General features: G+C 53.2%; 23 protein-coding genes and 2 pseudogenes. 12 read left to right on the forward strand and 13 right to left on the reverse strand.

Features of this window, described 5'->3' with window-relative positions; all coding sequences use genetic code 11:
• Both OGV77_RS00915 and OGV77_RS00920 read left to right on the forward strand, forming a co-directional pair.
• On the forward strand, positions 1–420 hold a 420-nt coding region (locus OGV77_RS00915), incomplete at its 5' end, for an alpha/beta hydrolase (RefSeq protein WP_141110927.1).
• Between the two features lie 141 nt (positions 421–561).
• On the forward strand, positions 562–1,689 hold the full coding sequence (locus tag OGV77_RS00920; RefSeq protein WP_043017892.1) for an MFS transporter: 1,128 nt from the start codon (positions 562–564) through the stop codon (positions 1,687–1,689).
• Here OGV77_RS00920 and OGV77_RS00925 read toward each other — a convergent pair.
• Positions 1,686–2,186 carry an Lrp/AsnC family transcriptional regulator gene (locus OGV77_RS00925; protein ID WP_087050470.1) on the reverse strand — a complete coding sequence of 167 codons (501 nt, stop codon included), beginning with the start codon at positions 2,184–2,186 and terminating at the stop codon, positions 1,686–1,688. The genes OGV77_RS00920 and OGV77_RS00925 overlap by 4 nt on opposite strands.
• 84 nt (positions 2,187–2,270) lie before the next feature.
• On the opposite strand from OGV77_RS00925, the gene OGV77_RS00930 reads away from it, so the two are divergent.
• A complete protein-coding gene (locus OGV77_RS00930) occupies positions 2,271–3,443 on the forward strand; it encodes an MFS transporter (RefSeq protein WP_043016100.1) in 1,173 nt (390 codons plus the stop codon).
• Between the two features lie 73 nt (positions 3,444–3,516).
• Here the strand turns inward: OGV77_RS00930 and OGV77_RS00935 are convergent, their stop codons facing one another.
• The 5 genes and pseudogenes from OGV77_RS00935 to OGV77_RS00955 form a co-directional block, all read right to left on the reverse strand.
• The gene (locus tag OGV77_RS00935) at positions 3,517–4,581 is read right to left on the reverse strand and encodes an alpha/beta hydrolase (protein ID WP_087050471.1); all 1,065 of its coding nucleotides are present in this window, start codon (positions 4,579–4,581) and stop codon (positions 3,517–3,519) included.
• Between the two features lie 78 nt (positions 4,582–4,659).
• Positions 4,660–5,421, reverse strand: coding sequence for a carboxymuconolactone decarboxylase family protein (locus tag OGV77_RS00940; RefSeq protein WP_087050472.1), 762 nt, complete (start codon positions 5,419–5,421; stop codon positions 4,660–4,662).
• Positions 5,399–5,875: a (R)-mandelonitrile lyase gene (locus OGV77_RS00945; protein WP_043016104.1), complete on the reverse strand. Its 477-nt coding sequence runs from the start codon at positions 5,873–5,875 to the stop codon at positions 5,399–5,401. Before OGV77_RS00945 ends, OGV77_RS00940 begins: the two co-directional genes overlap by 23 nt.
• Positions 5,876–5,939: 64 nt before the next feature.
• Positions 5,940–7,294 (reverse strand): annotated as a pseudogene (locus OGV77_RS00950) (ATP-binding protein).
• On the reverse strand, positions 7,295–7,975 hold the full coding sequence (locus OGV77_RS00955; RefSeq protein WP_087050473.1) for a heavy metal response regulator transcription factor: 681 nt from the start codon (positions 7,973–7,975) through the stop codon (positions 7,295–7,297). It abuts the pseudogene before it with no gap.
• A gap of 218 nt (positions 7,976–8,193) precedes the next feature.
• On the opposite strand from OGV77_RS00955, the pseudogene OGV77_RS00960 reads away from it, so the two are divergent.
• Positions 8,194–9,243: pseudogene (locus tag OGV77_RS00960) on the forward strand (alpha/beta hydrolase).
• A 255-nt stretch (positions 9,244–9,498) separates the two neighbouring features.
• On the opposite strand, the gene ychF reads toward OGV77_RS00960, so the two are convergent.
• Both ychF and pth read right to left on the reverse strand, forming a co-directional pair.
• Positions 9,499–10,593 carry a redox-regulated ATPase YchF gene (gene ychF, locus OGV77_RS00965; RefSeq protein ID WP_043016108.1) on the reverse strand — a complete coding sequence of 365 codons (1,095 nt, stop codon included), beginning with the start codon at positions 10,591–10,593 and terminating at the stop codon, positions 9,499–9,501.
• 115 nt (positions 10,594–10,708) lie between these two features.
• On the reverse strand, positions 10,709–11,293 hold the full coding sequence (gene pth, locus OGV77_RS00970; protein ID WP_003020814.1) for an aminoacyl-tRNA hydrolase: 585 nt from the start codon (positions 11,291–11,293) through the stop codon (positions 10,709–10,711).
• A 274-nt stretch (positions 11,294–11,567) separates the two neighbouring features.
• Between pth and ychH the strand changes: the two genes are divergently transcribed.
• A complete protein-coding gene (gene ychH, locus OGV77_RS00975) occupies positions 11,568–11,849 on the forward strand; it encodes a stress-induced protein YchH (RefSeq protein ID WP_003833480.1) in 282 nt (93 codons plus the stop codon).
• A gap of 108 nt (positions 11,850–11,957) precedes the next feature.
• Here ychH and lysC read toward each other — a convergent pair whose 3' ends face one another.
• On the reverse strand, positions 11,958–13,319 hold the full coding sequence (gene lysC / locus OGV77_RS00980) for a lysine-sensitive aspartokinase 3 (RefSeq protein WP_087050474.1): 1,362 nt from the start codon (positions 13,317–13,319) through the stop codon (positions 11,958–11,960).
• Positions 13,320–13,927: 608 nt separating this feature from the next.
• On the opposite strand from lysC, the gene OGV77_RS00985 reads away from it, so the two are divergent.
• Positions 13,928–15,313 carry a diaminobutyrate--2-oxoglutarate transaminase gene (locus tag OGV77_RS00985; RefSeq protein WP_087050475.1) on the forward strand — a complete coding sequence of 462 codons (1,386 nt, stop codon included), beginning with the start codon at positions 13,928–13,930 and terminating at the stop codon, positions 15,311–15,313.
• Between the two features lie 15 nt (positions 15,314–15,328).
• Positions 15,329–16,792: a pyridoxal phosphate-dependent decarboxylase family protein gene (locus tag OGV77_RS00990; RefSeq protein WP_087050476.1), complete on the forward strand. Its 1,464-nt coding sequence runs from the start codon at positions 15,329–15,331 to the stop codon at positions 16,790–16,792.
• A 97-nt stretch (positions 16,793–16,889) separates the two neighbouring features.
• On the opposite strand, the gene dauA is transcribed toward OGV77_RS00990, so the two are convergent.
• The 4 genes from dauA to lolB all read right to left on the reverse strand — a co-directional run bounded on the left by dauA (position 16,890) and on the right by lolB (position 21,382).
• Positions 16,890–18,572 (reverse strand): C4-dicarboxylic acid transporter DauA, encoded by a 1,683-nt coding sequence (gene dauA / locus OGV77_RS00995; RefSeq protein WP_072033332.1) that lies wholly within the window; start codon positions 18,570–18,572, stop codon positions 16,890–16,892.
• A gap of 124 nt (positions 18,573–18,696) precedes the next feature.
• The gene (prs, locus tag OGV77_RS01000) at positions 18,697–19,644 is read right to left on the reverse strand and encodes a ribose-phosphate diphosphokinase (RefSeq protein WP_001518537.1); all 948 of its coding nucleotides are present in this window, start codon (positions 19,642–19,644) and stop codon (positions 18,697–18,699) included.
• Between the two features lie 266 nt (positions 19,645–19,910).
• On the reverse strand, positions 19,911–20,762 hold the full coding sequence (ispE, locus tag OGV77_RS01005) for a 4-(cytidine 5'-diphospho)-2-C-methyl-D-erythritol kinase (RefSeq protein WP_043016114.1): 852 nt from the start codon (positions 20,760–20,762) through the stop codon (positions 19,911–19,913).
• Entirely contained in the window at positions 20,759–21,382 is a 624-nt protein-coding gene (gene lolB / locus OGV77_RS01010) for a lipoprotein insertase outer membrane protein LolB (RefSeq protein WP_043016115.1), read from the reverse strand. The genes ispE and lolB overlap by 4 nt, the downstream gene beginning before the upstream one ends.
• A 211-nt stretch (positions 21,383–21,593) precedes the next feature.
• On the opposite strand from lolB, the gene hemA reads away from it, so the two are divergent.
• From hemA to sirB1, 5 genes are read left to right on the forward strand one after another with little or no spacing between them, the layout of a single operon-like run.
• Positions 21,594–22,850, forward strand: coding sequence for a glutamyl-tRNA reductase (gene hemA / locus OGV77_RS01015; protein WP_003833420.1), 1,257 nt, complete (start codon positions 21,594–21,596; stop codon positions 22,848–22,850).
• A 41-nt stretch (positions 22,851–22,891) separates the two neighbouring features.
• Positions 22,892–23,974 (forward strand): peptide chain release factor 1, encoded by a 1,083-nt coding sequence (gene prfA, locus OGV77_RS01020; RefSeq protein WP_003020786.1) that lies wholly within the window; start codon positions 22,892–22,894, stop codon positions 23,972–23,974.
• Positions 23,974–24,807 (forward strand): peptide chain release factor N(5)-glutamine methyltransferase, encoded by an 834-nt coding sequence (prmC, locus tag OGV77_RS01025; RefSeq protein WP_087050477.1) that lies wholly within the window; start codon positions 23,974–23,976, stop codon positions 24,805–24,807. The genes prfA and prmC overlap by 1 nt, the downstream gene beginning before the upstream one ends.
• Positions 24,804–25,196, forward strand: a complete 393-nt coding sequence (gene sirB2 / locus OGV77_RS01030; RefSeq protein WP_043016117.1) for an invasion regulator SirB2 — start codon at positions 24,804–24,806, stop codon at positions 25,194–25,196. Before prmC ends, sirB2 begins: the two co-directional genes overlap by 4 nt.
• 2 nt (positions 25,197–25,198) lie before the next feature.
• A complete protein-coding gene (gene sirB1, locus OGV77_RS01035) occupies positions 25,199–26,008 on the forward strand; it encodes an invasion regulator SirB1 (protein WP_003020775.1) in 810 nt (269 codons plus the stop codon).
• Positions 26,009–26,031 lie beyond the last annotated feature (23 nt).

Here is a 26,031-nt window from a genome sequence, read left to right on the forward strand (position 1 = left end):
CATGATATTAACGTCGACAGCAACGGCAAGGCCAGCGCGGGCGAGCGCGTTCTGCCAGAAACGCTGCCGGCAAATCCGCATCCGATACTGAAAGAGTTCTTCGATTACTATCGCATGCCGCGCGGCTTCCACGAGCGTTCCGTTAACTCGACCGGGGCGTGGACGGCAACGATGCCACTGTCGTTTATGAATATGCCGCTGCTGAGCTACGCCAGTGAAATCACCATCCCAACGCTTATTGTGACCGGTGAGAAAGCGCATTCACGCTATTTTGCTGAAGATGCTTTCAAGGCGATTGGCAGTAAAGACAAAGAACTGGTAGTGGTGCCAGGGGCAAATCATGTGGACCTCTACGATAACGTGGCCGGAAAAATACCTTTCGCGAAGTTCGAACAATTTTTCCAGACCAAACTGAAATAAACCCTCTCCTGAATTGATGCAAAGCCACCGGCCTCTGGCGGGTGGCTTTTATCCTGATCTTCGTGAAATTTCACTATGTCGACGCTAAACCAAACACCATCATCTCATCATCAGCGCGCATACTGGGGCGGTATTTTTGCCATGACCCTGTGCGTGTTTGTGCTGATTGCTTCTGAATTTATGCCCGTCAGCCTGCTCACGCCGATTGCCCGCGATTTAGGCGTGACGGAGGGGCTGGCAGGCCAGGGGATTGCCATCTCCGGCGCACTGGCGGTTCTGACCAGCCTGACGCTTTCAACGCTAGCAGGAAAGATGAATCGTAAATTCCTGCTGCTGGGAATGACGGTTCTGATGGCCGTATCGGGGCTTATTATTGCGCTGGCTTCCAGTTATCTGATGTATATGATCGGTCGCGCGATGATCGGTATGGCGATTGGCGGATTCTGGTCGATGTCTGCGGCAACGGCGATTCGTCTGGTGCCGCAGCAACAGGTCACGCGTGCGCTGGCGATTTTCAATGCCGGTAATGCGCTGGCGACGGTCGTGGCCGCGCCGCTGGGAAGCTATCTGGGTGCCACGGTCGGATGGCGAGGCGCTTTCTTGTGCCTGGTGCCCATCGCGGTGGTCGCCTTTATCTGGCAGTGCATCAGCCTGCCCAGTATGGATGCGAATAAAAGCCGCACGTCACCTGGCGATGTATTCCGCATACTTAGCCGCCGCGTGGTTGCGGTTGGCATGCTGGCCTGCGGCCTGTTTTTCATGGGCCAGTTTACGCTATTTACCTATGTGCGCCCGTTCCTGGAGACCGTGACGCGGGTTGATTCCTCAGGCTTGTCGTTGATTTTGCTGATTATCGGCGTAGCCGGTTTTATCGGCACGCTGGTTGTTTCGACATTCCTCAACAGAAAATTCTATCCCACGCTGATGGTCATACCCGGACTGATGGCCGTCATTGCCATCGGCCTGATGCTGACCGGGCATCTGGTCTGGACGGTTTCGTTGCTGTTAGGGCTCTGGGGCATGCTGGCCACCGCTGCGCCAACCGGATGGTGGACATGGATTGCGCGTACGTTGCCTGATAACGCAGAAGCCGGAGGCGGGCTCATGGTCGCGGTGATTCAGCTCTCCATCGCCCTTGGATCAACGGCAGGAGGCATCGTGTTTGACCACCTCGGTTGGCAGAGCACGTTTGCCATGAGTAGCGTGCTGCTCCTTTGCGCGGGCGTACTGACCTTTTTTACCGCACGCCAGAAGGCCGGTGCGCGTTAATCCGGCGAGGGCCCGCGCTCCAGAAAAGTGGAAAGCGCAATATAGCTGCGTACGGAACGTACGCCCTCAAGGCTCTGAATCTCCATCAGGAAATTTTCCAGCGATTCGGTATCGGCGGCGCGTACTTTGATAAAGACGCAGCCGTCGCCGGCAACGGTATGCAATTCTTCCACCTCCTTGCGGCTGGTGAACTGCAAAAGGGCGCGCGTCGCCTGATAGCTACTGGTGTCGATAACCAGAAACGTTAACAGCGTCCGTCCCAGCTTGCAGCCATCCAGGACCGCCACGGTACCCTTGATCACCCCATCGCGCTTCAGTCGTTTTACGCGATCGTGAACCGCCGGGGCTGATAAGTTCACAATCTCACTCAATTCCGTGTAGCTGCGTCCTGCATCCTCTGCCAGGGCACTTAATATTTTTCGGTCAATGGCATCCAATTCCGCCGGTTTATGTCTTGTCTGCCGAATACCATCTTTTTCTTTATCAAATGCGCTCATAGGGCTTCTCAATCTGAATGAAAATATGAATATACTTAATTCTACCTAATATTATTAAGCCATAAAACGAATAATGGAGTTGCAATGCCTATCGCACTTTTCGCCCTCGCCGTGGGCGCATTTGGTATCGGCCTGACGGAATTTGTCATCGCCGGGATCCTGCCACAAATCGCAGCAGAATTTAGCGTCAGTATCCCGAAGGCGGGAATGATGGCGACGTCATACGCGCTGGGCGTATTTATTGGTGCACCGCTGTTAACGATTATTGGCGCGAGGATCCCCCGCAAGGCCATGCTGATTACGCTGGCGGGTATTTTTACGGTCGGTAATATCATTACGGCCATCGCGCCGACGATGGCGATAGCCATTGTCGGTCGTATTATTACCTCTTTTAATCACGGTGCCTTTTTTGGTATCGGCTCGATTATTGCCGCATCGCTGGTGGCACCCGGACGCCAGGCAAGCGCCATTGCCTTTATGTTTTCGGGGCTGACGTTAGCCAATCTGCTTGGCGTTCCGGTGGGTACGTGGCTTGCGCAAACCTTTAGCTGGCGGCTGGTATTCTGGATCATTGCTGGTATCGGGGTGCTGACGATGGCAAGCATAGCCGTGCTGGTTCCGCATATTGCGAAAGGCAAAGCTATTGCTTTACGCAACGAACTGAGAGCCTTTGTTGACCCGCAGGTGCTGCTGGTCATGGGGATCACGATTTTCGGTCCGGCCGCCTTTTTCACCTCGATTACCTATATTGCGCCAATGATGGTGCAGGAGGCCGGTTTCTCCTCAGGCGGCGTGGCAGGGTTAATGGTGCTGTTTGGTCTGGGACTTGCTGTCGGTAACTGGATTGGTGGACGCTTCGCTGACCGCTCTCTGTTTGGCACGCTGTTCGTTACCCTCGCGGCTCAGGGGTTGGTGCTGCTGGTCTTCTGGGCGGGTGTTGAAAGCCAGTGGGTTGCCGGCATCTCAGTCTTCCTGATGGCGGCCTTCGGCTTCGCGACGGTCTCACCGATTCAGAAACTGGTTATGGAGCGCGCCAGCCATGCGGGAGCCCCGACAATGGCGGCCTCGGTCAATATCGGCATGTTTAATCTGGGAAATGCGCTGGGGGCATGGGCCGGTGGGGTAACCATTGCTGCGGGTTTTGGACTGGCTTCTCCGAACTGGGCGGGCGCAATTCTGTCCTTCATTGCGTTGGGCCTCGCTGTTCTTGCATGGCAAAGTGCGCGTAAAGGTTATATTTTGCCGGTACTTGAATAAGTTACACAAGGCGATGAGCGCCCACTATGTGTTGGGCGCTCTTTTAAATGATTTAGGTGATTTTCTAAAACGGCTACTGCAAATTTTTCTCTTTCAAGAATTTACTCACCAAATCAGCAATCTGCACATTATTTAAATCAGAGAACGGGAAGTGGGTATTCCCTTTGATTCCCACTTCTGGCAGATGCGTCACAGTGACATCCCCGCCATGCTTGTTCACCACATCACGCCATTCGCGAGCCATCGCCAGACGTACGCGCCAGCTGTCCTGCGCGGGCATGGCGACAGGTTTATCCGGTATGTTATCGCCGTAAATAATCAGAATCGGGATTTTGGTCAGAGCCATAAACTGCTCCATCGGCACTGGCTCACCCTTCAGTGTGTCGAACGCGCTTGGCATAGGGGCTGGGAGTTCTTTTTCCGGGAAGACAAAGCTGCTGCCAGGCTCGAAGGCGACAATGGCTTTGACCTTGTCATTTTTCATCGCCGTGTACCAGCCTGGTCCACCGCCCTGAGAGTGGGTGAAGAGGATAGCGGGGCCGGATTTATTCACGACGGCGGACATCGCATCAGAGATGACATTGATATCAAACGGCCCGGTGTTCGGGGTCATCTGACGGAAATACTGGTTCAACGCTTCTTTGTCGTGAGAAAACTGAACACCTTTAAAATACTCTGGCCACACGCCAACTCGGAACTGGTTAAACCACATTTGTTCATCCGATTTAGGCGTAACAGTACCTTCTACCGTCGTGCGCCCGGCGCTGCCCCGACGTGGCTGATCGACAAGATAGGTTGAGAATCCGCGCCGCAGGAAGATGTTCTGGAACCCTTCGCGGCCATCCGGGGTACTTTCCCAGGTACGGGAGAACTGACCTGCGCCGTGCAGCATGACGATAGGGTATTTATGCGGATTCTCCGGGATTTGGTAGAACACTGAGGCATGATCGCCATGCCAGGTTTGGCCAGCTGAATCCAGCGGCTTTTTTGCATCAAATGTTCCTGGTGCGGTGATGATAGTGCCACCAGCAGAAAAGCTTCCTTGTTCCTGAATGACCAGCGGCTCGGCATAGACCGACTGAGCCACCAGGCCGCCCGCCATTACGCAGATGGCCAGTGTTTTTAAGATTGTCTTCAAGATTACATCCTCTGTTATGTTTGCCGCTCAATAATATCTGAGTTGTCCGCGTTAATTATTTAGCACCCCTGATTGCCCTTATTTGCCATCGAGCGCCTGTTGCAGCGCCTTTTCTGCTCGCGTTGCTGCATCATTTTCGCCATGTTCACGCAGAACCTGTGCGAGCTGGCGCAGCTGCGCTGCCGTCAGGCCGACCCGCATGCTTGCTCGGGTATGCGACAGCAGCTGGGCTTCAACGCCTGGCGTGGCCGCTAATGCACCCACCGTTGCCAGCTCGCGGCTTTGCCAGTCGAGGTTATCGCGGGCGAAAATGTCACCGAAAAGATGCGTTTGCAGGAACTGGTTAATGACCGGGGCAAAATCAAACAGCGGACCCTGGACGGGAGCGCCTGAGATTTTCGTCTGGTTTGCGGTACCGACACGGCGAAGCTCATCCCCGACAGGGATGGTGGCGACCGGTTCTTTACCTTCAACGTCTTCGATGCCACGTTGTTTACGTGCTTCGACGACCTTCATCAGTTCACTAAGCGCATTCAGGCTACGGGGGAAGCCCGTATAGGCGTAAAGCTGGACGAGAATCTCTTTGGTTTCGTTTATCGTGAGCCCGGCATCCAGTCCCTGATTCAGGGCTGCATTCAGCTTATCCATCTGACTGCTGGCCATTGATGCCGCAATCAGCGGGATGGCCTGTTGGCGGACTGACAGCGTATCTGAAACCGTTTGTTCGTGGTTCATTTCTGAGGCTCCTTTATTGACGGGGGCAGCATGTGCCGCGAGACCAAAACCAAAGGTCAGCAGTACCGCTGCCGCTAATGCTTTAATGGGCGTGGTATTGTTCATCTGTCACTAACTCCTTCCAGTTAACGCTTTTGCCATCCACAATCCCGGTTATCGCCAGATGCGTCATCGCACTGCCGGGAGCCGCCCCGTGCCAGTGTTTGACGCCCGCCGGGCAAGAGACAACGTCACCGGCGCGGATAACCTGCACCGGCTGGCCTTCTTGTTGGGTGAGCCCCACACCCGAGGTTACAATCAGCCGCTGACCTGCCGGATGCGTATGCCAGGCGGAACGAGCGCCGGGTTCAAACGTGACATAAGCCCCGGAAACAGGGATGTTGTTATCCGGTCTGAAGAGAGGATCAACCCGGACGCGACCGGTAAAGTTCTCGGCGGGCCCATATACCGCGTTCTGACTTCCTGCGGGGGTGATATGGACAGCGGGATTTTGCTCCGCTGCCCAGGATGAAAATGTAATCGGCAGTAACAGCCCGAGGTAACGTAAATGTCTGATCATGCAAAGCGTCCTTATCAATGAAGAGGGGATTGCCTGCGATGATTTTATCGAGAGGGTGATGACGTCAGGCTGACGCCCCCCTGACAATTCTGTCAGTTAACCCGGGTCCCGGCTCAGTGCCGGATTGAGCATTGCCCGCCGCTTTATCCGCTTGTATCGCAAAGGTGAGGCCAAATGTATTGATGCCACCTTCACTACGGGCAAAGACATCTCCCTTGTGCATAATGGCGACGGCACGCACGATCGACAGGCCCAGTCCATGGTGGGTATCACTCCTCGCCCGGGAGGTGTCAACGCGATAGAACCGCTCGAAAAGCCAGTGTAAGTGCTCTGGTGCTATCGGATCGCCCAGGTTTGACACTTCAACACAGGCTTGATGACCGGTTTCGCTTAACCGCACCGTAACCGTGCTATTGGACGGCGAATGCCTTGCGCTGTTTTCCAGTAAATTAGCCAATGAGCGATGGAACAGACGTCGGTCGATGTGCGCGATCACGTCGCCCTGAACATCCAGAGAGAGCTGTTTTTCAGCAAAAGAAGGTTCAACGTACTCCGCTGTTTTCAGGGTTTCTTTTCGCAGCGACACTTGGGTCAACTGGGACGCATGTTCACCCGCGTGGGCATGGGACAGGAACAGCATGTCGTTAACGATAGACGCCATGCGTTCCAGTTCTTCCAGATTGGAGCCCAATAATTCTTCCAGTTCATCATGCGAGCGTCGGCGCGAGAGCCCCAGTTGCGTCTGGCCGATCAGATTCGTAAGCGGAGTCCGGAGTTCATGCGCTGGCCATGGTTTCCCGGTGCAAGATGCCGGGCCTGTTTACTGAGCGCCCCAACGGGACGAAGACCGATCCTTGAAACGAAGTATCCCAGTAAAGCGACAATCACGACGCCCAGCGCGGTAATGATTAACAGCGTCCGGGTGAAGGCATTCAGTGTGCCCATATACGGCGTGGAGTCGATGGCAACGATATAGCGCAGCTCAGGCCTTTCACCGTTGGCGGGGATCGTTTTCACTAACAGAAACAGCGAGCAGGCACCTTCCGATGCGCCGGGCACTTTATTAAAGCCTTCCTGTAAAGAAGACCACTCAACACCCACCGGTGGTGTTCCCCCCATGCTAAAGCGTGGGTTATCGCTCACTATCCAGTAACGAACGCGTTCACCTTCAGAATTGGTTAACACGGTGAATTTATTGGCAAGCAGTGACCAGCCGTCAGCCGAGGTTCGTGCGGTGATCCACGGACTCATCAATGACTCACGAAATAACAATTCGTTGTGCATCTGCTTTTGCAAAGAGTCATGCAAAGAGCTTCTGAGCAGGATACCGATAACGGACACAATCAGCAGCGCGGATAAGGCAAACATCAGCGCCAGGTGAACGGAGATGGAACGCTCAGGCAAGCTTATCCCCTTCATTTATTTGGACCGGACTTCGAGGACATAACCCATGCCACGAACGGTATGCAGCAGTTTGATATCGAACGGGGCATCCACTTTGGCTCGTAGGCGTTTAATGGCCACTTCAACCACGTTGGCATCGCTATCAAAGTTCATGTCCCATATCTGCTCAGCAATCATCATCTTTGACAGGATCTCTCCCTGATGTCGGGCCAGAAGGCTCAACAGGGAAAACTCTTTCGCGGTCAGTTCCAGCCGTGTTCCGGCGCGAAATACCCGACGAGCCAGCAGGTCGAGCTGCAGATCGTGAATTTGCAGTTGAGTGATGTCCACGCCATCCGTAGAACGACGACGCACCAGGGCCTGAATACGCGCCACCAGCTCAATAAGCGAAAAGGGCTTAGGCAGATAATCATCCGCGCCAAGACGCAGCCCTTCAACACGTTCATCGACTGAGCCGCGAGCCGAAAGCATCAGCACCGGCGTCTGTTTGGCTGCTCGCACACTCTCAAGTACCCGGTAACCATCCATCCCCGGCAGCATCACATCCAGTATTATCGCGTCGTAGTCGAACTCCAGCGCGTAATGAAGACCTTCAGCGCCGTCTGCAGAGACATCTACCGTAAATCCGGACTCACTCAACGCACGGTTAAGGTATGTTGACGTTTTTTCTTCATCTTCGACTAACAACAGGCGCATAACGGGACTTCCTCTTAGCTTTTCATCGGTGCTTCAATACCTGAACAACCCTGTTACTGAGACCATTTTGCCTTCTGATTGCCAACATAAAGCTGACGGTTACCTGACAAAAATGTTATTTCCGCGTCAGGATGCTGACAGCGCTCGCACCCTAATCTGAGCCTGCAAATTTAATCCGCGAGCCTGAATAACCAGGCCGACACTCATCGGGAGAGACCATGAAATTCACGCTTATCAGCGCAATATTGCTCACGGCAATGGCTGGAGTGACCTCAGCCAATGCGGCTGATTACAAAAAAAATCAATTCACGCTGGCCTATGACGGCGCCATCACTGAGAACGTCAAAGGCAAGGTCAACATTCACCCCGTGAAATACGATCTGCATGGCATCCAGATTGCTGCGAATGTCTATACCCCTGCTAACTACGATCCCGCCAAAAAATACCCTGCTGTAGTGGTGGCACATCCTAATGGCGGCGTAAAAGAACAGGTCGCCGGGTTGTATGCCCAGCGTCTCGCCGAACAGGGCTACATCACGATTACCGCCGACGCGGCTTATCAGGGTGCTAGCGGTGGGATGCCTCGCAGCGTGGATAAACCCGCTAATCGCATTGAGGATATCCACGGTATGGCTGATTACATCAGCCAGTACCCCGGCGTAGATACCGCCCGCCTTGGTCTGCTGGGTATTTGCGGAGGCGGCGGGTATTCACTGGTAGCCGCCGAAACTGACAAGCGGTTCAAATCGATAGCGACCATCAGTATGTTTAATTCAGGCCTGGTGCGACGTAACGGTATGCAGGATTCACAGCTGGATACTATCCAGCAGCGTCTTCAGCAGGCTTCTGACGCACGCGCTCAGGAAGCTGCCGGAGGCGAAGTGCTTTACTCCGGCGATGCCAATCTGACTGATGAACAGATTGCTAAATTACCCTTTGCCTTATATCGCCAGGGCTACGAGTATTACTGGAAAACTCACGCCCACCCGAACTCTACGTTTAAATACACCACCAGCAGTCTGCTGGATTTGATGAGTTTTGACGTCACGGACCATATCAATCTCATCAATCAACCGCTGCTGATGATTGCCGGTACAAAAGCGGATACGCTCTAGATGACTGAAGATGCGTTCGCAAAAGCCACCGGTACGAAGGACAAAGAACTCTTATTGATCGATGGCGCTACTCACATCGAGACTTATTGGGTTCCTGAGTACGTTGACCAGGCGATGCAAAAGTTAGATGTCTATTTTGATAAAAATATTTAATCCGTATCTGTCGATACCCCGAGGGGTATCGACTTATTCAGTATTTATTGTTCAGCTTAACGAAACTGGGCAGAAAGATAATTACGCACATTAAATAGCCGCTATGAATTAAATTCATAAAACAATTGGGCATGTGATGGCTATGTTTACCTGAATAAGTCTGTGAAATGAAAAATCCACGCAATTGCGTGGATTTTATAGTTTTTTGTGATTCTTATGAGATGTATTAAGATCTCATGAGACAACAAATTTTATTTAGACGTTGAACAGGAAGTTCATCACGTCGCCATCTTTAACGATGTAGTCTTTACCTTCTGCACGCATCTTACCGGCTTCTTTCGCGCCTTGCTCACCCTTGTAGGTGATGAAGTCTTCAAACGCGATGGTTTGCGCACGGATAAAGCCTTTCTCGAAGTCGGTGTGGATCTTACCGGCAGCCTGCGGAGCGGTCGCACCGACAGGGATGGTCCACGCGCGGACTTCTTTCACGCCGGCGGTGAAGTAGGTCTGCAGGTTCAGCAGCTCGTAACCAGCGCGGATAACGCGGTTCAGGCCCGGCTCTTCCAGACCCATTTCAGCCATGAATTCTTCACGGTCAGCATCATCGAGTTCTGCGATGTCAGCTTCAACGGCAGCGCAAACGGCAACAACAACAGACCCTTCTGCCGCCGCGATTTCGCGCACTTTATCGAGGTATGGGTTGTTTTCAAAACCATCTTCGTTGACGTTGGCGATATACATCGTTGGCTTCAGCGTCAGGAAGCTCAGGTATTTGATGGCTGCTTTGTCTTCTTCGGTCAGCGTTTTCAAAGCGCGCAACATGCCGGCGTTTTCCAGCTGTGGCAGGCATTTTTCCAGCGCAGCCAGTTCCGCTTTAGCGTCTTTATCGCCGCCCTTGGCCTTCTTCTGTACGCGATGGATAGCGCGCTCACAGGTATCCAGGTCAGACAGTGCCAGTTCGGTATTGATAACTTCAATGTCGTCAGCCGGATCCACTTTGTTATTAACGTGGATGATGTTGTCGTTTTCAAAGCAGCGAACCACATGGCCGATAGCTTCGGTTTCACGGATGTTGGTCAGGAACTGGTTACCCAGGCCTTCACCTTTGGATGCGCCTTTTACCAGACCGGCAATGTCGACGAATTCCATCGTGGTTGGCAGGATACGCTGCGGTTTGACGATTTCGGCCAGCTGATCCAGACGCGGATCGGGCATCGGGACAACACCCGTGTTCGGCTCGATAGTACAGAACGGGAAGTTTGCCGCTTCAATACCCGCTTTTGTGAGCGCGTTGAACAGGGTAGATTTGCCTACGTTTGGCAAACCGACGATACCGCATTTGAATCCCATGTTTAAATCACCTTAATCTTTTGATATTCAACCTGTTATAGAAAACAGATTGTAGAAAAGTAAATAACTTTGCCTATTATACACAGCACGCGAGAAAAATGCCGCACATCGCTGCTTATTGCGCTTTAAAGGTGTGTAACCGGCTCGTTGCCTTGGTCAGGCCATCTTTGAATAAAATCTCGGTACAACGTGCCGCTTCGTCAATCGCTTCATCAATTAACTTCTGTTCTGAAACAGGCGGTTTGCCTAAAACAAATCCGACAACCTTGTTTTTATCGCCCGGATGCCCAATTCCGACGCGTAAACGATGAAAGTTAGGGTTATTGCCCAACTTACTGATGATGTCTTTCAGGCCATTGTGTCCGCCATGACCGCCGCCAAGCTTAAATTTGGCTACACCAGGCGGCAGGTCTAACTCGTCGTGTGCGACCAAAATTTCATCGGGATTAATTCGATAAAAACTGGCCATCGCGCCGACAGCCTTGCCGCTCAGATTCATAAATGTGGTCGGCACCAGCAAACGAACATCTTCCCCTTCGAGCGTTACTCTGGAGGTATAGCCGAAGAATTTCGGCTCATCGCGCAGGGGAGCGCGTAATCTCTCTGCCAGAAGATCGACATACCATGCGCCTGCGTTGTGTCGCGTTGCCGCATACTCTGCGCCGGGGTTCGCCAGGCCGACAATCAATTTAATCGCCACGTGTTTTGTCCTGAGTGTTTCCATAAACGACGTGTAGTTTACTGTCTGAGGCTGCTGTTGACAAAAAACTGCGTGCTAATCGCCAAAAGCTGAATAATTGCACAAGTGGACTATTAGAAATTGAGTGTGTTCAGTAGCTTATTTGTAAAGTTTTGTTGCGTGAGTGTTTGTAATTGTGATCGCTCCCGCACTTGCGAACGGCAGTGTTGTCTATACTTTACACATAAGGATTAGGGGTATTCCCTGTAACAACCCAAAGTTCCGGAGGTGACACATGAAACGCAAAAACGCTTCGTTACTCGGTAACGTGCTCATGGCTTTAGGGTTGGTGGTGATGGTAGGTGGTGTCGGTTACTCTATTTTAAACCAACTGCCGCAATTTAATCTGCCACAGTTTTTCGCACATGGTGCCGTGCTCAGTATTTTTGTTGGTGGTGTTCTCTGGTTGGCAGGTGCCAGAGTGGGTGGGCATGAACAAATCAGTGACCGTTACTGGTGGGTGCGCCATTATGACAAACGCTGCCGTCGCGGTGATACCAATCATCGTCATAACTAAATAAGTGCTGCGTTAAGAACACAAAGTCCTGGTCGAAAAACCAGGGCTCTGTTTGTTCATTACACTTGCATTAAACGCTCTTCTGTTCACTACCGAATATAAGAAACGTTATTCGAATAATCGATAATGTAACGCCTTAACCGCGCTATCCGCAGCTTCAGCCGGTAACAGAATGCTCAGGTTATCGTTTGACGCACCGTGGCAAATCATTCGCACCGTATGCTCTTCGAGCCAGGCAAAAACGTCTTTGCAAACCCCCGCAGCCTGGGTCAGTTGATTCCCCACCAAAGTGACTAATGCCAGTCCGGTTTCCACTTCCACACGACAGTGGGAGGACAATGCGGTAAACAATGCCGTGGTCAGCACATGGTCTTCACCTGAGGTTGCATGAGTGGCGTCCAGCGCCAACGCAATACTATTCTCTGAGGTTGTAACCAAATCCACCGTGACCGCGTGGCGAGCTAAAATGGCGAAGGACTGTGCCAGGAAAGAACAGAACGGCTGTGTCTCCAGACGATGTAATCGCAACAACGTCTGTTTACGGCGCACGGCAAGCGCACGGTAGCGCGGTGGATTATCGGTGGTATTGTGTACCAGCGTACCTCCGGCGGCAGTATCCTTACTGGAGCCTACAAAGACCGGAATGCTTTTACGCATTGCCGGGAGCAGCGTAGCCGGGTGGAGGACCTTCGCCCCGTAGGCGGCCATATCGCTGGCCTCGGAAAATGAGATGTGGTCGATGCGTTTGGCCCGCGGCGCAATGCGCGGATCGGTGGTGTAGATCCCTGCAACGTCGGTCCAGATGTCCACGCGTGTGGCGTGAAGCGCCTCACCGAAAAGCGTTGCCGTGTAATCACTACCGCCGCGTCCAAGCGTTGTGGTATGCCCAGCGGCATCACGGCCAATAAATCCCTGAGTCACCATAATCGCTTGCTCAAGACGAGGGCGCAAGTGTGTCTCCACCTGGTGGTGCAGGGTGCTAAGTTCGGGTTCCGCGCAGCCGAAGTTCGAATTGGTACGCATTACGCTGCGGGCGTCAAACCACCCGGCCTCAGCATGTCGTTCACGTAACACTTCAGTAAACAGCAAAGAGGACATCAGCTCGCCGTGACTAACCAAATCATCGCTTAGCGCATCGGACGGTGAAACCGTCGCCGTTTGCGCAAGATGACGAATATTGTTGAGAAGATTATCGATTTCCGTACTGATAACGGACGGCTGCTTCAGGCGGGAAATAATGTTGTATTGGATGGCGCGTAAGGTCTCAAGCTTATCTAATTGTTGATGCGTTTCCAGACCTTCAGAAAGCTCGACCAGTAAGTTTGTGACGCCTGCGGAAGCAGACAGTACGACTAAACGGACATCGTGATCAGCAAGGACAATGCTGGCGCTGCGGTTCATCGCATCAAAATCAGCGACGCTGGTGCCGCCAAATTTGGCAACGACGGATGGTGGATAAATGCGAGTCATAACAATCTCATATCAGGGCGCCATAAAAGTATGGCTAGAAAATTTTCATTCTCGGCATAAGGGAACGACGTTCACCTTACGAAATGTCCGCCCGCGAACATTTCTGCTGACAACCCAGGGAATACCTGTTGTCGATAACGCGTGTCGCCTGTACGCGTTATCGGGTGCTGCGCATTAATTTTATCTACATAGCCTGTAAATAAGCGCGCCATACTAAGTGATTTATATTTAGGGATCGACTTTTTTATTCGATTTATCGATAAATAAGTGAAAAATCATGTCGTAACAAGAAAACGCGTACATTATTAATGGTAAAAACGTGTAAAAAAATAATAAAAACATGAAAATTCCATGGTTTTTATTACATCACAGGCGTTGCAACTGGGTACGGTTTTGTAAAATAAATAGCTATATTACTTTATGATTTCGTAATGTTGAATGAGTGTTACGTTTTGAATTTTAAGGTGAAAATGCTTATTTAAGCGACGGGAAAATAAATGATTGAGTCCTGTGCTAAAACAACATATATTAGCCGCGCTTTTTTACAGGTAATCCTTATAACCATTTATTCAATCAGGCGTTAATCTACACCTGGTTGTAGGAGTGATATGATGACGGATAAAGTCCGTATTGATACTTTAAGTGCTAATTCATTACCACAGAGCAATGATACCTTTTTAGCAAGACAGGCTGAGTTTGAATCTAATGTCCGCAGCTATCCGCGTAAACTGCCATTGGCAATTGCCAAAGCACAGGGCGTCTGGATTACTGATGTAGAAAATAATCAATATCTTGATTGTCTGGCAGGCGCCGGAACTCTGGCGCTTGGTCATAACCATCCTGAAGTGCTGCAAAGCATTCAAAGTGTCATCACAAGCGGCTTACCGTTACATACGCTTGACCTTACCACGCCGTTAAAAGATGAATTCTCATCTTATTTACTTTCTTTATTACCGGGCCAGGGCAAAGAATATTGCCTGCAGTTCACCGGGCCGTCCGGCGCTGATGCCGTTGAAGCGGCGCTGAAGCTGGCGAAGAAAGTCACCGGCCGTTCCAGCATCATTAGCTTCTCTGGTGGCTACCACGGGATGACGCACGGTGCGCTGTCCGTGACCGGCAACCTGTCGCCGAAAGAAGCGGTCAGTAACATGATGGCGGAAGTGCAGTTTATGCCGTATCCGCATCAGTACCGCTGCCCGCTGGGTATTGGCGGTGAGGCTGGCGTGAAAGCATTAACCTACTACTTTGAAAACCTGATCAACGACGTTGAAAGCGGCGTGCGTAAACCGGCAGCCGTGATCCTCGAAGCGGTGCAGGGCGAAGGCGGCGTAAACCCGGCGCCGGTCGAGTGGCTGCAGCGCATTCGTAAAGTGACGCAGGAACACGGCATTCTGCTGATTATCGATGAAGTTCAGGCTGGCTTCGCGCGTACCGGTAAACTGTTCGCCTTCGAGCACGCTGGTATTGAGCCAGACATCATCGTGATGTCCAAAGCGGTTGGCGGCGGTCTGCCGTTGGCGGTGCTGGGTATTAAGAAGCAGTTCGACGCGTGGTCTCCGGGCCACCACACTGGCACCTTCCGCGGTAACCAACTGGCGATGGCGACCGGTCTGACAACGCTGAAGATCCTCAAAGACGACAAGATTGCCGATAAAGTTGCCGCCCAGGGCGAGTGGCTGAAAGGCAAACTGGCTGACCTGCAGAAACGCTACCCGGTTATTGGCCAGGTGCGTGGCCTCGGTCTGATGATCGGTCTGGAAATCGTGAAGCCGGGCGAAGCGCAGGATCACATGGGCTGCTACCCGGCCGATGGCGAACTGGCCGCGCTGCTGCAGAAAAAATGCTTCGAAAACGGCCTGATTCTGGAGCGCGGTGGTCGCAATGGCTGCGTCCTGCGTCTGCTGCCGTCTCTGCTGATCACCAACGCTGAGCTGGAAATTTTCCTCGATAAATTCGAAAACGCCCTGCTGGGTGCTGGCGTGAAGCCGGTTTAAACGGAGTTGGATCGAATGTCAGACGTAAACCCGATTCTGTCCGGCTCGGCGCAAAGTATCGCTGCCTACCAGGACGCTATCGAGCAGAGTACGCAAGCCGTCGTTGAATGGTTGAAGCAGCCTGAGATGTATCAGGGCAAAACCGTTGAACAGCTGCGTGAACGTATCAACCTGAATTTTACGTCTCAGGGCCTGGGCAACCAGGCCGCTATTGAGCGTGCGGTTGAATACTTTCTGAAAGACAGCCTGTTGGTTCACCATGCGCAGTGCGTCGCGCACCTGCACTGCCCAAGCCTGGTGATTAGCCAGGCGGCGGAAGTGCTGATCAATGCCACCAACCAGAGCATGGACTCCTGGGACCAGAGCCCGTCGGCCACCATCATTGAGATCAAACTGATCGAATGGCTGCGTGAGCAGGTAGGCTACGGCGCAGGCGACGCGGGCGTATTCACCAGCGGCGGCACCCAGAGCAACCTGATGGGTCTGATGCTGGCGCGTGATGCCTTCTTCGCACGCCAGGGGCACTCCATTCAGCAGAATGGTCTGACCGGCGATCTGAGCAAAATCAAAGTGTTCTGCTCTGAAAGTGCGCATTTTTCCGTACAGAAGAACATGGCGCTGATGGGGCTGGGCTACCGTTCCGTCACCCAGGTGAAGACCGATGCCTTCTCACGTATGGATCTGGCAGACCTGAAAGACAAGCTGGCCCAGGCGCAAGCCAACGGCGAGCAGGTGATGGCGATTGTTGCCACGGCCGGAACGACCGATGCGGGCGCAATTGATCCGTTAGCGGATATCGCGGCGCTGGCGGCAGAAAACCAGATCTGGATGCACGTGGATGCGGCATGGGGCGGGGCGCTACTGCTTTCTGAGAAGTATCGTCACTTCCTGAATGGCCTGGAGCTGGCGGATTCCGTCACCCTGGACTTCCACAAGCAGTTCTTCCAGACCATCAGCTGCGGCGCGTTCCTGTTAAAAGACGCGCGTCACTATGAGCTGATGCGCTATCAGGCGGCATACCTGAACTCTGATTTCGATGAAGAGGCTGGTGTGCCAAACCTGGTGTCGAAGTCGCTGCAGACCACGCGTCGTTTCGACGCGCTGAAGCTGTGGATGGGCCTCGAAGCGCTGGGCAAAAAGCAGTATGCCGAAATCATTGATAACGGCGTAACGCTGGCGCGTGATGTGGCTGAGTTTGTGAAAACCCAGCCGCATCTGGAACTGGTGATGGAACCGCAGCTGGCAAGCGTACTGTTCCGCTTCCGCCCGCAAAGTGATGACATGGCCTTCGTTGCGTTGCTGAACCAGCGTATTGGTGACGTTCTGCTGGCTTCCGGTAGCGCCAACGTCGGCGTGACCGAAGCAGATGGCGTCACCTGCCTGAAGCTGACGCTGCTGAATCCTACCGTGTGTCTGGAGGACGTTAAAGTTCTGCTGGCAAGCGTGAAGGCAACGGCTGAGCAACTGCTGAAAGCCTAAGCAATAAGCTTGTTATAAAAATGGCTCCCACATGTGGGAGCCATTTTTTTTTCTGTCATTTGTCGCCCCGGCGGCGCTTCGCCTGGCCGGGTTACGGTTAGATGATGTCTGCCAGCGCGGCGTCTTTATTCGGGAAGAAGGTCAGACGCCCGGCGATTGGCTGAATGCCTGCGCGCGCCATGGTACGTAGCGGCTGGAATTCCAGATTACTGATGCGTAATTCACAACCTTCCGGCAGCCGTTTTACAAAACGCTGGAAAGCGTCCAGACCACCGGCATCCAGTACCGGGACCGCGTCCCACTTCAGGACTACAATGCGTTTACCTTCTATACGCGACTCGAGATCGGTAAATAATCCTTCCGCTGCGGCAAAGAACAGTGGGCCAATCACGCGCAACACCAGCACATCTTCCGGTACGTCTATGTTGACCGGCGCCAGACGCGTCATGCGTGCAATACGACGCATAAACAGCAGAGAGGCGAGAACGATACCGACACTGATGGCGATAACCATGTCGAACAGCACCGTCAGCGACATACACATCAGCATGACGATGATGTCGTCTTTCGGCGCATGACGCAGCAGATCCACCACTTTATGCGCTTCACTCATGTTCCATGCCACCATCAGCAGCAGAGCGGCCATGGCGGAAAGCGGCAACCAGGAAAGTAGCGGCGCAAGCACCAGCAGGGCAAGGATCACCAGAATCGCGTGGATAACCGCAGAGATCGGCGAGGTCGCCCCGGCGCGGACGTTTGCCGCAGAACGGGCAATTGCCGCTGTGGCGGTGATACCACCGAAGAACGGCGCGACGATGTTACCCAGTCCCTGACCAATTAGTTCGCTGTTAGCTTTATGTTTGGTGCCGGTCATCCCATCGAGTACGACGGCGCACAGCAGAGATTCGATCGCCCCGAGCATCGCCATCGAGAAGGCCGCGGGTAACAGCGCCTGTAACGAACTCCAGCTCAGGGTAAAGTTTGACTCCGGCATATTCCACGGTAATACCAACTGCGGTAGCAGCTGTGGGATACCATTGCCCTGTGAGCCATCAGCCAGAATGTAGTGGAACTGAGAACCGATGGTGGCAACATGCCCGCCGGTGAGGTTCACGATCCCCATTACCGCACAGCCTGCCAGCAGTGCAGGAAGGTGACCCGGCAGTCGAATCCCCAGACGCGGCCAGAAAATCAGGATCCCCAGCGTCACTACGCCAATAGCGGCATCGCCAACGTTGATGGTCGGCAGGGCCATAAACAGCGCGCCGACCTTCTGCAGGTAGTGCTCCGGGACATGAGCCATCTGCAGGCCAAGAAAATCTTTAATCTGCATGGTACCGATGGTGATACCAATACCCGAGGTAAAACCTAACGTAACGGACACCGGGATATATTCGATCAGGCGACCAAAGCGGGCGAGGCCGAAAAGGATCAGGAATATCCCCGACATCAGCGTGGCAACCAGCAGGCCTGCCAGCCCAAACTGTTGCGACACCGGATACAGAATGACCACGAAGGCGGCGGTTGGACCTGATACGCTAAAGCGCGATCCCCCGGTAAGGGCGATGACAATCCCAGCGACGGCTGAGGTATACAGGCCGTACTGCGGCGCAACGCCACTGCCGATTGCCAGCGCCATTGCCAGCGGAATCGCAATGATCCCAACTGTAATCCCGGCTATCAGGTCACGTGTAAAACGTGAGGCGGTATACTTTTCTTTCCAACAAGCGTCGATGAGGGCGCGGAAAGGCATCACATGTGAGGAAAATAGTCTGTTCACAATAATGTTTCATCCATGAGCGCATCATCTATCTAAAAAACGATAGTTGAAGTTGGCATAAATCATACAAATAAATAAAACGGATAAAAAAACCCGCCGCAGCGGGTTTTTGAGCCGGGCTCGATTAATGCTCGAACATGGCAGAGATGGATTCTTCGTTGCTGATACGACGAATCGCTTCGGCCAGCATACCCGACAGGGTCAATGTACGCACGTTTGGCAGTGCTTTGATTTCGTCAGTCAGTGGAATAGTGTCACAGACAACGACTTCGTCAATCACTGAGTTGCGCAGGTTGTTTGCCGCATTACCTGAGAAGATCGGGTGGGTTGCGTAAGCAAATACGCGTTTTGCACCACGTTCTTTCAGTGCTTCTGCTGCTTTACACAGCGTACCGCCAGTATCGATCATGTCATCAACCAGTACGCAGTCACGACCTGCTACGTCACCAATAATGTGCATCACCTGAGAAACGTTTGCACGCGGGCGACGTTTGTCGATGATAGCCATGTCGGTATCGTTCAGCAGTTTAGCGATAGCGCGGGCACGCACGACGCCACCGATATCCGGAGAAACCACAATCGGGTTATCCAGGTTCAGCTGCAGCATGTCTTCTAACAGGATCGGGCTACCGAATACGTTATCAACCGGTACGTCGAAGAAGCCCTGGATCTGTTCAGCATGCAGGTCAACGGTGAGGACGCGGTCAACGCCAACGCTGGACAGGAAATCAGCGACGACTTTAGCGGTAATCGGTACACGAGCGGAACGTACGCGACGATCCTGACGTGCATAGCCGAAGTAAGGAATAACGGCGGTGATACGGCCTGCGGAAGCACGGCGCAGCGCATCAACCATAACGACCAATTCCATCAGGTTGTCGTTAGTAGGGGCACAAGTGGACTGGATGATGAAAATATCACCACCGCGTACATTTTCATTAATTTGTACGCTGACTTCGCCGTCGCTAAAGCGACCTACAGCGGCGTCGCCGAGTGAAGTGTACAGGCGGTTGGCAATACGTTGTGCTAGTTCCGGGGTGGCGTTACCAGCAAAAAGCTTCATATCAGGCACGAGAAGAACCTCAGGCATGCGTCCATTGGTGGAAAGAATCTGCCGAAAACTGTGCGGGCCAGGCAGTATCCTCTCCATGCGGTGTATTAAAGAGCGCGATGCAACGTCTGGAACAGGGTGACGTTGTCACCGCAACTCAGCTTGCCCGGCTTACTCGTGATCCTTCGTGTTTCATGTGCGTTGGCATCAATTTCTCGCACCAGTCACATACTTTTGTATGCTCCTGGCGATTTGTCATCTCGCCATCTTCCTGAAACCCGAATGATTTAGAGTAACGCTCTATGCAATGGGGAGAGGTTGACACCTTTCGCCACAAAGCCTTTGAGCCATTCCGGGGCTTGCTCAAGCACCTGGCGAGCACGAGACTCAGTGTCAAATTCAGCAAAGACACAAGCCCCTGTACCAGTCAGGCGCGACGGCGCGTATTCTAACAGCCAGGAAAGCGCCGCATCAACCTCGCGAAAACGTTTTCTTGCGATAACCTCGCAATCATTGCCGAATTCACATTTTAGTAACGTTTTTATTGACCTTTTTGGCGTGTTACGCGGGAGGTCGGGATCTTTAAAAATCACCGGTGTCGGAATACTGACTCCCGGGTGTGCAACCAGATACCATTTTTCCTCTGGCTCGACCGGTGTCAGAATTTCTCCTACGCCTTCGGCAAAGGCCGCATGGCCACGCACGAACACGGGAACGTCCGCCCCCAGCGTTAAGCCGAGTGCCGCCAGTTCATCAACCGAGAGTCCGCATTGCCAGAGATGATTCAGCGCCACCAGAACGGTCGCCGCATTAGACGAGCCTCCGCCAAGACCGCCGCCCATCGGCAGGCGTTTTTCGATACTGATGTCGGCGCCGCTCCCTTGAGGAAGACGATTGCTTTCAGATGCCGCCTTCATCAGCAAACGTGCCGCACGGATGATCAGGTTGTCTTCATGCTCAACGCCTTCCACCGGGGTTAACAGGCGAATTTCGCCGTCGCCGCGCGGCGCAATATCTATCGTGTCGCCATAATCAAGAAACTGAAATAACGTCTGCAGCGTGTGGTAACCGTCCGCACGCTGCCCGGTGATGTATAAAAACAGATTCAGTTTTGCCGGAGAGGGCCAATGGGTCATCATTTCACAATCCAGTTATCCATCTTCAGCTTAATACGCTGGGAGCCGTCGGACAGTTCCATGTTTGCCGGCATCGCGGGCTGGGTTTTGCTGTCGTAGGCGCTATAGACCACTTTCCAGCTTTTACCGTCTTTGCTGTAGTTCACCTCACTCAGACGATATTGGTCATCGAGCTTGTAATCGGTGGCGTCACCTGGCAGACCAAGGATCCACTGGCGCAGGCTGTTCAATGGAATAGGCATGCCGGTCAGTTTGCCAATCATCTCTTCGGCGTCGTCGGCGGTGTAATGCTTGCCTTTGTTATCGACAAGTTCGACGCTGCCCGGCTGCGCATTGAGTTCCAGTTCAGTGCTACCCAGCGGGTTGGTCAGCAGGAGACGATAGCGATCCTGTCCGGTTTGTTGCCAGAAAAAGCGGGCATACACTTTCTGTTGATCGGAGATATAGGCAAACGCACCGCGCGTCTGATATTGGTTCAGGGCGCGTACTTCCTGCTGGTGCTGGCGCCACTGTGGCGAGTCGGGGCTTTTGCCGGGACCTTTCGGCGCGTTGATCGTACAAGCGGTAAGAACCAGGGCCGCCAGCGGCAGCAGGCGAATCAGGCGAAAATCGGGCAGGGTCATAATGATGACAAATCCTTGAGATACGTTGCAGTTATAATTCTTAATGCTAGCGCCGCCATCAGACATCGTCTACGTTCAAGTTATCTTAAATCGCTTAAATTTGTGCACTAAGCCATTACTCCAAAAGGGGTCAGTCTCTTTTATTGACCGCACGCATCCTGTATGATGCACCCAGTCTAACCTTATCAACGCTGGTACTATTCCCGCACACATGACCCTTTTAGCGCTTGGTATTAACCATAAAACGGCACCTGTATCGCTGCGAGAACGCGTAACGTTTTCGCCGGATACGCTCGATCAGGCGCTGGACAGCCTGCTCGCGCAGCCAATGGTGCAGGGCGGGGTGGTGTTGTCGACGTGTAACCGCACGGAGCTGTATCTCAGCGTTGAAGAGCAGGATAACCTGCAAGAAGCGCTGGTTCGCTGGCTGTGCGAATACCACAACCTCAATGAAGAAGACCTGCGCAACAGCTTGTACTGGCACCAGGACAACGACGCCGTTAGTCATTTGATGCGTGTTGCCAGCGGTCTGGATTCACTGGTGCTCGGTGAACCGCAAATTCTGGGGCAGGTGAAAAAAGCGTTTGCGGATTCGCAAAAAGGTCACCTGAACGCCAGTGCGCTGGAACGCATGTTCCAGAAATCATTCTCTGTCGCTAAACGTGTACGTACAGAAACTGACATCGGCGCCAGCGCCGTGTCGGTGGCGTTTGCCGCCTGTACCCTGGCGCGGCAGATATTTGAATCGCTCTCCACGGTAACCGTGCTGTTAGTGGGCGCAGGCGAAACTATCGAACTGGTGGCGCGACACCTGCGTGAGCACAAAGTGAAGAAGATGATCATCGCCAACCGTACGCGTGAGCGTGCGCAGGTGCTGGCGGATGAAGTCGGCGCTGAGGTGATTTCACTGAGTGATATCGACGCGCGTTTGCAGGATGCTGATATTATTATCAGTTCTACCGCCAGCCCGTTGCCGATTATCGGCAAAGGAATGGTAGAACGCGCGCTTAAAAATCGTCGTAATCAACCTATGCTGCTGGTGGATATCGCCGTACCGCGTGACGTCGAGCCGGAAGTGGGTAAATTGTCTAACGCCTATCTGTACAGCGTAGACGACCTGCAAAGCATCATTTCGCATAACCTGGCCCAGCGCAAAGCGGCGGCCGTGGAAGCCGAAACGATTGTGGAGCAGGAAGCCAGCGAGTTTATGGCCTGGTTACGTGCCCAGGGCGCAAGCGACACTATCCGCGAGTATCGCAGTCAATCAGAACAAATTCGTGATGAACTGACCGCCAAAGCGTTGGCTGCTCTTCAACAGGGTGGTGATGCGCAAGCCATTATGCAGGATCTGGCCTGGAAACTGACCAACCGCCTGATCCATGCACCAACCAAATCACTTCAACAGGCTGCCCGTGACGGGGATAGTGAACGCCTGAATATTCTGCGCGACAGCCTCGGGCTGGAGTAGCAGCACACCAATCTTATTTTTTACAGGGTGCATTTACGCCTATGAAGCCTTCTATCGTTGCCAAACTGGAAGCCCTGCATGAACGCCATGAAGAAGTTCAGGCGCTGCTCGGTGATGCGGGTACTATCGCAGACCAGGACCGCTTTCGTGCACTGTCGCGTGAATATGCGCAATTAAGCGATGTATCTCGCTGTTTTACGGACTGGCAACAGGTTCAGGAAGATATCGAAACGGCTCAGATGATGCTCGACGATCCTGAAATGCGTGAAATGGCGCAGGATGAACTGCGTGAAGCAAAAGAGAAATGCGAGCAGTTGGAGCAACATCTGCAGGTTCTGCTGTTACCTAAAGATCCCGATGACGAACGTAACGCCTTCCTCGAAGTTCGTGCGGGAACTGGTGGTGATGAAGCCGCACTGTTTGCCGGCGATCTGTTCCGCATGTACAGCCGTTATGCTGAGTCCCGTCGCTGGCGGGTTGAGATCATGAGCGCCAGCGAAGGCGAACATGGCGGGTTTAAAGAGGTCATTGCCAAGATTAGCGGTGAAGGCGTTTACGGGCGACTGAAATTTGAGTCCGGCGGCCATCGCGTTCAGCGCGTACCTGCGACGGAATCACAGGGCCGTATTCACACCTCTGCCTGTACGGTCGCGGTTATGCCGGAATTACCGGATGCCGAACTGCCGGACATCAACCCGGCCGATCTGCGTATTGATACCTTCCGCTCATCAGGCGCAGGCGGTCAGCACGTTAACACCACCGACTCCGCAATCCGTATTACCCACTTACCGACCGGTATCGTAGTGGAATGCCAGGACGAACGTTCGCAGCACAAAAACAAAGCGAAAGCGATGTCGGTGCTGGGGGCGCGAATTCGTGCCGCCGAAGTGGCAAGACGTCAACAGGCGGAAGCCTCTGAACGACGCAACCTGTTGGGTAGCGGCGATCGCAGCGATCGTAACCGTACCTATAACTTCCCGCAGGGTCGCGTGACCGATCACCGCATTAACCTGACGCTCTACCGTCTGGATGAAGCGATGGAAGGTAAACTGGATATGCTCATTGAGCCGATTGTCCAGGAATACCAGGCCGACCAACTGGCGGCGTTGTCCGAGCAGGATTAATGGATTATCAGCACTGGCTGCGTGAAGCGATAAGCCAATTACAGGCAAGCGAAAGCCCGCGCCGTGACGCCGAGATTTTACTCGAGTCTGTTACCGGTAAGGGTCGCACCTTTATTCTGGCTTTCGGCGAAACGGTGTTAACCGAGGCGCAGCGTCAGCAACTCGACACATTACTGGAACGCCGTCAGCGGGGTGAGCCGGTGGCACATCTTACCGGCGTGCGCGAGTTTTGGTCGCTGCCGCTGTTTGTGTCTGCGGCGACGCTTATCCCTCGTCCGGATACCGAGTGTCTGGTGGAGCAGGCGCTGGCTCGCCTGCCGGCCTCAGCGTGTCGTATTCTCGATTTGGGAACCGGCACGGGCGCCATTGCGCTGGCGCTGGCAAGCGAGCGTCCGGATTGTGCGGTGACGGCGGTCGATCGTATGCCGGATGCCGTGGCGCTGGCCATTCGCAACAAACAGCATCTGGGCATCGACAATGTTTGCGTGCTGCAAAGCAACTGGTTCAGTGCATTGCAGGGACAGCGGTTTGATATGATTGTCAGCAATCCGCCGTATATCGACGAGCAGGATCCTCACCTGGCGCAAGGCGACGTTCGCTTTGAACCGCTGTCGGCACTGGTGGCAGGCGATCAGGGACTGGCGGATATCGTACACATCATTGACCAGTCTCAGCATGTGTTAACGCCCGGGGGCTATCTGATGCTGGAGCATGGCTGGCAGCAGGGACAGGCAGTCCGCGACGCCTTTACTCGGGCGGGTTATCAGGCGGTTGAAACCTGCCGTGACTATGGCGGCAACGAGCGAATTACGCTTGGACGCATCCCATCATGAATACTTTCAGTGTGTTACTCAACGTCCATCTCATCAGCATTGCGCTTTCTGTTGGTCTGCTGACGCTGCGTTTTTGGTGGCGTTACACCGACTCGCGTCTTGCCTGCGCGCGCTGGACGCGCGTTGTGCCGCCGGTTGTGGATACCGTTTTATTACTCAGCGGCGTGGCGTTAATGGTTAAAGCGCACATCCTGCCATTCACTGAGCACGGGACATGGCTGACTGAAAAGCTGTTTGGGGTTATCATTTACATCGTTTTGGGTTTTATTGCGCTCGATTATCGTCGGGCGCGCAGTCAGCAGGCGCGATTAATCGCATTTCCGCTGGCGCTGGTGGTGCTGTACATCATCATTAAACTCGCCACCACAAAAATACCGTTACTGGGGTAAGCATGAGGTCGTTAGCTGATTTCGAATTTAATAAAGCGCCATTGTGTGATGGGATGATCCTGGCGTCGGAGTCTATCCGTCTGGATTTTCCAACACAAACTGTCTATGACGAACTGGAACGTCTGGTCAGTCTGGCGCAAGAAGAAATTAGCCAGCTCCTGTCTCAGGATGAGCAACTGGAAAAACTGCTGGCACTTTTTTATGGCGAATGGGGGTTTACGGATACCCACGGCGTCTATCGTCTTTCTGATGCATTATGGCTTGATCAGGTACTGAAAAATCGTCAGGGCAGCGCCGTGTCGTTGGGGGCGATCTTATTGTGGATTGCCAACCGGCTGGAACTGCCGCTGGTGCCGGTGATTTTCCCGACACAACTTATCCTGCGTATCGAATCGCTCGATGGCGAAATGTGGCTAATCAATCCGTTCAATGGCGAAACGTTGAATGAGCACACGCTGGAAGTATGGCTGAAGGGGAATATCAGCCCGGTCGCGGAGTTGTTTAACGAAGACCTGGATGAGGCGGATAATGCAGAAGTCATCCGCAAGCTGCTCGACACGCTGAAATCATCGCTGATGGAAGAGCGGCAAATGGAGCTGGCGCTGCGTGCCAGCGAAGCACTATTACAGTTTAATCCCGAAGATCCGTATGAAATACGCGATCGCGGATTGATATACGCGCAGCTCGAGTGTGAACATGTTGCGCTGACCGACTTAAGTTATTTCGTTGAACAGTGTCCGGAAGACCCGATCAGCGAAATGATTCGTGCGCAGATTAATACTATTTCGCACAAGCAAATTGTATTGCATTGATTAATGACACTTTACCTACCGTT

Origin of the sequence: Citrobacter sp. Ce129, assembly GCF_030334545.1 — a bacterium.
In the GTDB taxonomy this organism is placed as follows: Bacteria; Pseudomonadota; Gammaproteobacteria; order Enterobacterales; family Enterobacteriaceae; genus Citrobacter; species Citrobacter europaeus.